This window comes from Pelotomaculum sp. PtaB.Bin117, from assembly GCF_002067195.1.
Taxonomy (GTDB): Bacteria; Bacillota; Desulfotomaculia; order Desulfotomaculales; family Pelotomaculaceae; genus Pelotomaculum_D; species Pelotomaculum_D terephthalicicum.
In genome coordinates, this window is sequence record NZ_MVQM01000133.1 from 1 (window position 1) to 4,516 (window position 4,516).

The window sequence follows — 4,516 nt, forward strand, 5'->3', positions numbered from 1 at the left end:
AGTGCTGTATTTGGTGGCCATTTTTGCTGCATTTTTAGTGGCCGTTTTTGCTGCATTTTATTATACCGCTAACAAATTTTTGATAATCCATGTCGAAATGCGGTGCAATTAAATAAAAATAATGTCGTTTATTCTATAATTTTAAGCTATTGCCAGGTATTGTCTGGGAAGCATATCATTAAAACTGCTCTTGCAGCTGAGCTTCATTCAGAAAAAAAATGCAAAAAGAGAAAATATGAGGATTGACTTACTGGTGATAATGAGGGAGAATAATAATTAATTACACATTGTATATGATTATAAATCGTATACAATTATAAATTGTTACTCAATATTGCATATCTGAATTCAACATAAATGGGAGGTGAAGCGATGGAGCCAGGGGATATGCTGGTTGAAAGCAGAATGGAGAGGAAAAAAAGGGAGACGCGGCAGAAAATCATTAAAGTGGCCATGGATTTATTTCAAAAACAGGGTTTCTATGATACAACGATGGAGCAGATTGCCGAAGTAGCGGATATCGCCAGGAAAACCTTGTATAATCACTTTCCCGTTAAAGAGGCTATTGTTGACGAATATGTTAGAGGTGTTTCCAAGGAGTTTGCTCAGGAGATTATTGATTCTGTTAAAAACCTGCCGGACACAAAGGCGCGCTTATTGGCGGCGCTGGATAAGGCTTATGCATGGGTGGAAATCAACCCGGAGATTACAGGCATATGTCTGGGATATCGTTTTAAAAACATGTGCCATGGGTCTGCCTATAATGAGGGTGAAACCGGCACTCAGCGCATTATGGCTGAGATTATCAGGTATGGCCAGGAGACGGGGGAGATCAGGCGGGATATCTCAATAAAGCTGCTGGTATTGCAGCTGGATATACTGCGCGGCACGGTCGTCATGGACTGGCTGGGCGATAAATCTAAGTATAAATTACGTAAGGAGATCGCCAAAATAGTAGATTTGTTTATCTATGGGGCGGTTGACAGGCAAGAAAGCCAAGCAAAAGCAGGAGGAGCAATTACAGAAGAATAAAAGGAAATTTTGTTGAAAGGAAGAGAGTGTGCATGGAGAAGAATAGCGGAATGTTCTTTTTCACTTGGTCCGAAGCGCTTCAAGCCGGGATAAAGTCAGCCGGGGGGAAGGGGTGGAACCTGGGCAGGCTTGAGCAGTATGGATTCAAGATTCCCGCCGGAGGTGTCCTCGCGGCCGAGGCATACCAGTGTTTTATCGAAGAAAACAACTTGCTTGAAGATACGGGAAGAATAGGCCAAAGTGTAAACATAGGCAACATTGGGGAGAAGGAGATTGAGCAAAAGCTTTTGCCGCTCAGGGAAAAAATCAAGTCCGCGCACATTTCTTCCAATATCAGGGATAAACTGGTTTCTTGCCTGAAAGCCGCTGGTATACTTGACAAGCCAATTGCCGTCAGGTCATCGGCTTCTGCCGAAGACTCCGCTCAAGCCTCTTTTGCCGGCATCCACGAATCGTTCTTAAATGTCCGGGGCGTGGATAATATTCTATCAGCTATTAAAGGGTGCTACGCCTCCTTATGGACGCCCAGGGCCGTGGCTTACCGGCGGAAAATGGGTGTTAAAGACGCGGAAGTGGGCCAAGCTGTGGTAATAATGGAGATGGTGGCAGCCCGGGCAGCCGGGGTGGCCTTTACCTGCGATCCCCAGACCGGCCGTGAAGATATATTCGTGGTTAACGCGAACTTCGGGCTAGGCGAGTCGGTGGTGAACGGCGCGATAGAGCCTGACACCTATTGTCTTGATGTGTCGGCCTTTAGCGCAGTGCCTGGTCTTAAAGCAAAAAAAATCGGAGCCAAGCAAGGGATGACAGTGGCCGCCGCAAGCGGTGGCACTCATTTTGTGTCATATGATAATCTAGCTTCACAGCAAGTGCTGCCGGATAATGATATTGAAAAACTGGGTTTGCTGCTGATGCGAGTATTCGAGTCCCTGGGCGAATGTGAAGAGCACCAGGACATGGAATGGGCTTTTGATGGGCGGGATTTCGTATTGCTGCAGGCACGGCCGGTGACAGCGCTGCCTTGCTATACATTTGAGGCTATAAAAGACAAGCCCCGGATATGGTCCAACGGGAACTACCGGGATGCCGTCCCCATGGTCATCAGTCCCTTGCACCGCCGGGTAATGAAGAAAAGTATCGATACTATTCAGTTTACTTCTTTCTCAGAATCAGGCTATCCCATGCCGGAGGGTTTTCAATTTTCCCGGTTGCTGAAGGGCAGGTTGTACTGCGACATGTCCGCCCTGCAGTGGGCCCACTATGATTCAACCGGCACGCTGCCGAAAGATTTTAACCCCTTCTGGGGAGGACATCAGCCCGAGATAGAAATAGAAGACACCGACCCCTTTAAGGGTGAGATTGGCCTGGCCAGACAAAGCCGCATAATGAAAGGCGCCTCTCTCATTATGGAGGCGTCCGCCAATGCCGCCAGCACTTTTGCTGAATTTACCCGCTCCGTTGAATCCCTGATTGGAGATGGATTTGACCGGATTCCCGACCAGGATTTCATTGATAAATATAATGAACTGGGCCAGATCGTTAAGGAGTACTGCGAGAAATTCACTTCCTTAAGCGGTGTCGGCACTTGGCCGCTGGTGTTGTTGCTGCAAAAACTGTCTGGATATTTGGGGCCGAGAGTGATGATCGTATTGAATGGCTTAATGGTGGGAGGGAAATCGGCAATAACCAGCGCCGACCACGGATACCGCCTGATAGAACTGGCCGAGTTGGCCCGTCGGGATAAAGCAGCGGTTCAATATTTAACCGGAAACCACTTTAACCCCTGTTCCTGTTCCTGGGAGGAATATCTGCCGGAAAGCTCTCCTTTTAAGCAGGAATTCCGGAATTTCATTAAGGAATACGGGCACCGGTGCGTTTACGAGCTTGATATCGCAAACCCCAGATGGGAGGAAGACCCTTCGTATCTGATGGATATCATTAAGAGCATCATGGCGACCGCGAATCCCGAACAATGGAAAACCAGGCAGAGGGAGAAGTTTAATCAGGCCTGGGCGGAAGTAGCGGAAAAAATACCTTCTGAGGAGCATGCCGGGATCCAAAAAGGGATCAAGGATGCGCAAGACGGGGCGGCGGTGCGCGAAATGACCAAATCGGTTATGGTTATGGCCTTGAAAGCTTATCGTTTGATGGCTCTCGAATTGGGCGATCGTTTTACCCAACGCGGCATTATTGAGAAGCCGGATGATATCTTTTACTGCTCCTGGTCAGATTTGTTTTCCATACTATATGGAAATTGGCATGGCGACGGGCTACGGAACCTGGTAGCGGCGCGAAAAGCAAGTCAGAGGGAAAAAGAGGCGCTATCGCCGCCTGACGTTATCTTAGGAGAAAAACCTGTTTTTTCGGAACCTGTAGACTTAGGTTCCGGTGATTTCTTGCCGGGGGTAGGGGCTGCCGCGGGAAAAGCTTCCGGCGTTGCCCGGCTGATCAGACATCCGGGAGAAGGAAACAGGCTGCGGCCGGGAGATGTCCTGGTAGCGCCGTCCACAGACCCGGGCTGGACGCCGCTTTTTTTAAAAGCCTGCGCCGTTGTCATGGAAACGGGAGGATTCCTGTCTCACGGGTCCATTGTGGCGCGGGAATACGGTGTCCCCGCCGTGGTGAACGTGCCGGGCGCCATGCAAATCATTAAGGAGGGTCGAAAAATAGTTGTAGATGGGGATAAAGGAAAAGTATTTTTCTAGGGGAAATAATGGGAAATAATGGGGTCAGCCCTTGACATTGGACAGCTTTTTAGGTTGGCGTCATTATATTTAATTATAAGGGTTCTACAGGAGGAACCCCTATGCATCAACAATTAATAATGAACATCATTGACTTCTTTACTCCTCAATCCAAAGTCGTTTTCTATACAAAAATCTTTGATTCTCTTGACCTCTCATGCTTTCCTGATAAAGTTAATTTAAGTATTTCCGGGCCGGATGGCTTTTCTCGCCATGCTCTCTTCAGAGCTTTTATAGTCATGAAGTGTGAGAAGTTTTCTGAAATAACTCAGCTCCAGGAATATCTCTTTAACAACCAAATTATCGCTCACACCTGTGGCTTTGATATTACCAAGAAGTTACCTTCTTACTGGACTTACAGGCGTTTTATCAAAAACACTGCCCTCAAATGGTTTGCTGCCGTTATGAGGTCTCAAGTTAAATCTCTTGTTTCCCTTGGTTTTATTGATGGCAGCTTTGTTTCTCTTGATTCCACTTCTATTAAGGCTAATACTTCAAAGAATAATTCGAAGTCTTTTGATAAAACACGTTTTGATAAGTCTATTCAGCCAGTGTCTGATAAGGATTGTAAACTCGGTGTCAGGTCTGCAAGCAATGCCTATAACGAGAAAAACTACGAGTTTTACTGGGGTTACAAGAACCATATCCTTGTGGATGCTATCTCGGGTTTACCTATCGCTGAAATTACTACTACTGCCAACGTTACCGATGGTGAAATTGCCATTCCTCTACTCAGGGAT

The 4,516-nt window shown here is 47.0% G+C and carries 3 protein-coding genes; all 3 read left to right on the plus strand.

Annotation, left to right across the window (positions count from 1 at the left end; genetic code table 11):
- Positions 1 to 372: 372 nt before the first annotated feature.
- On the plus strand, positions 373 to 1,032 hold the full coding sequence (locus tag A4E54_RS09350) for a TetR/AcrR family transcriptional regulator (RefSeq protein ID WP_286725793.1): 660 nt from the start codon (positions 373 to 375) through the stop codon (positions 1,030 to 1,032).
- Between the two features lie 32 nt (positions 1,033 to 1,064).
- Positions 1,065 to 3,737, plus strand: coding sequence for a PEP/pyruvate-binding domain-containing protein (locus A4E54_RS09355; RefSeq protein WP_286725794.1), 2,673 nt, complete (start codon positions 1,065 to 1,067; stop codon positions 3,735 to 3,737).
- Positions 3,738 to 3,838: 101 nt separating this feature from the next.
- On the plus strand, positions 3,839 to 4,516 hold a 678-nt coding region (locus A4E54_RS09360; RefSeq protein ID WP_286725795.1), incomplete at its 3' end, for a transposase.

Coding starts and splice junctions, on each gene's coding strand:
- A4E54_RS09350 (WP_286725793.1), top strand. CDS start 373: ATGGAGCCAGGGGATATGCTGGTTGAAAGCAGAATGGAGAGGAAAAAA.
- A4E54_RS09355 (WP_286725794.1), top strand. CDS start 1,065: ATGGAGAAGAATAGCGGAATGTTCTTTTTCACTTGGTCCGAAGCGCTT.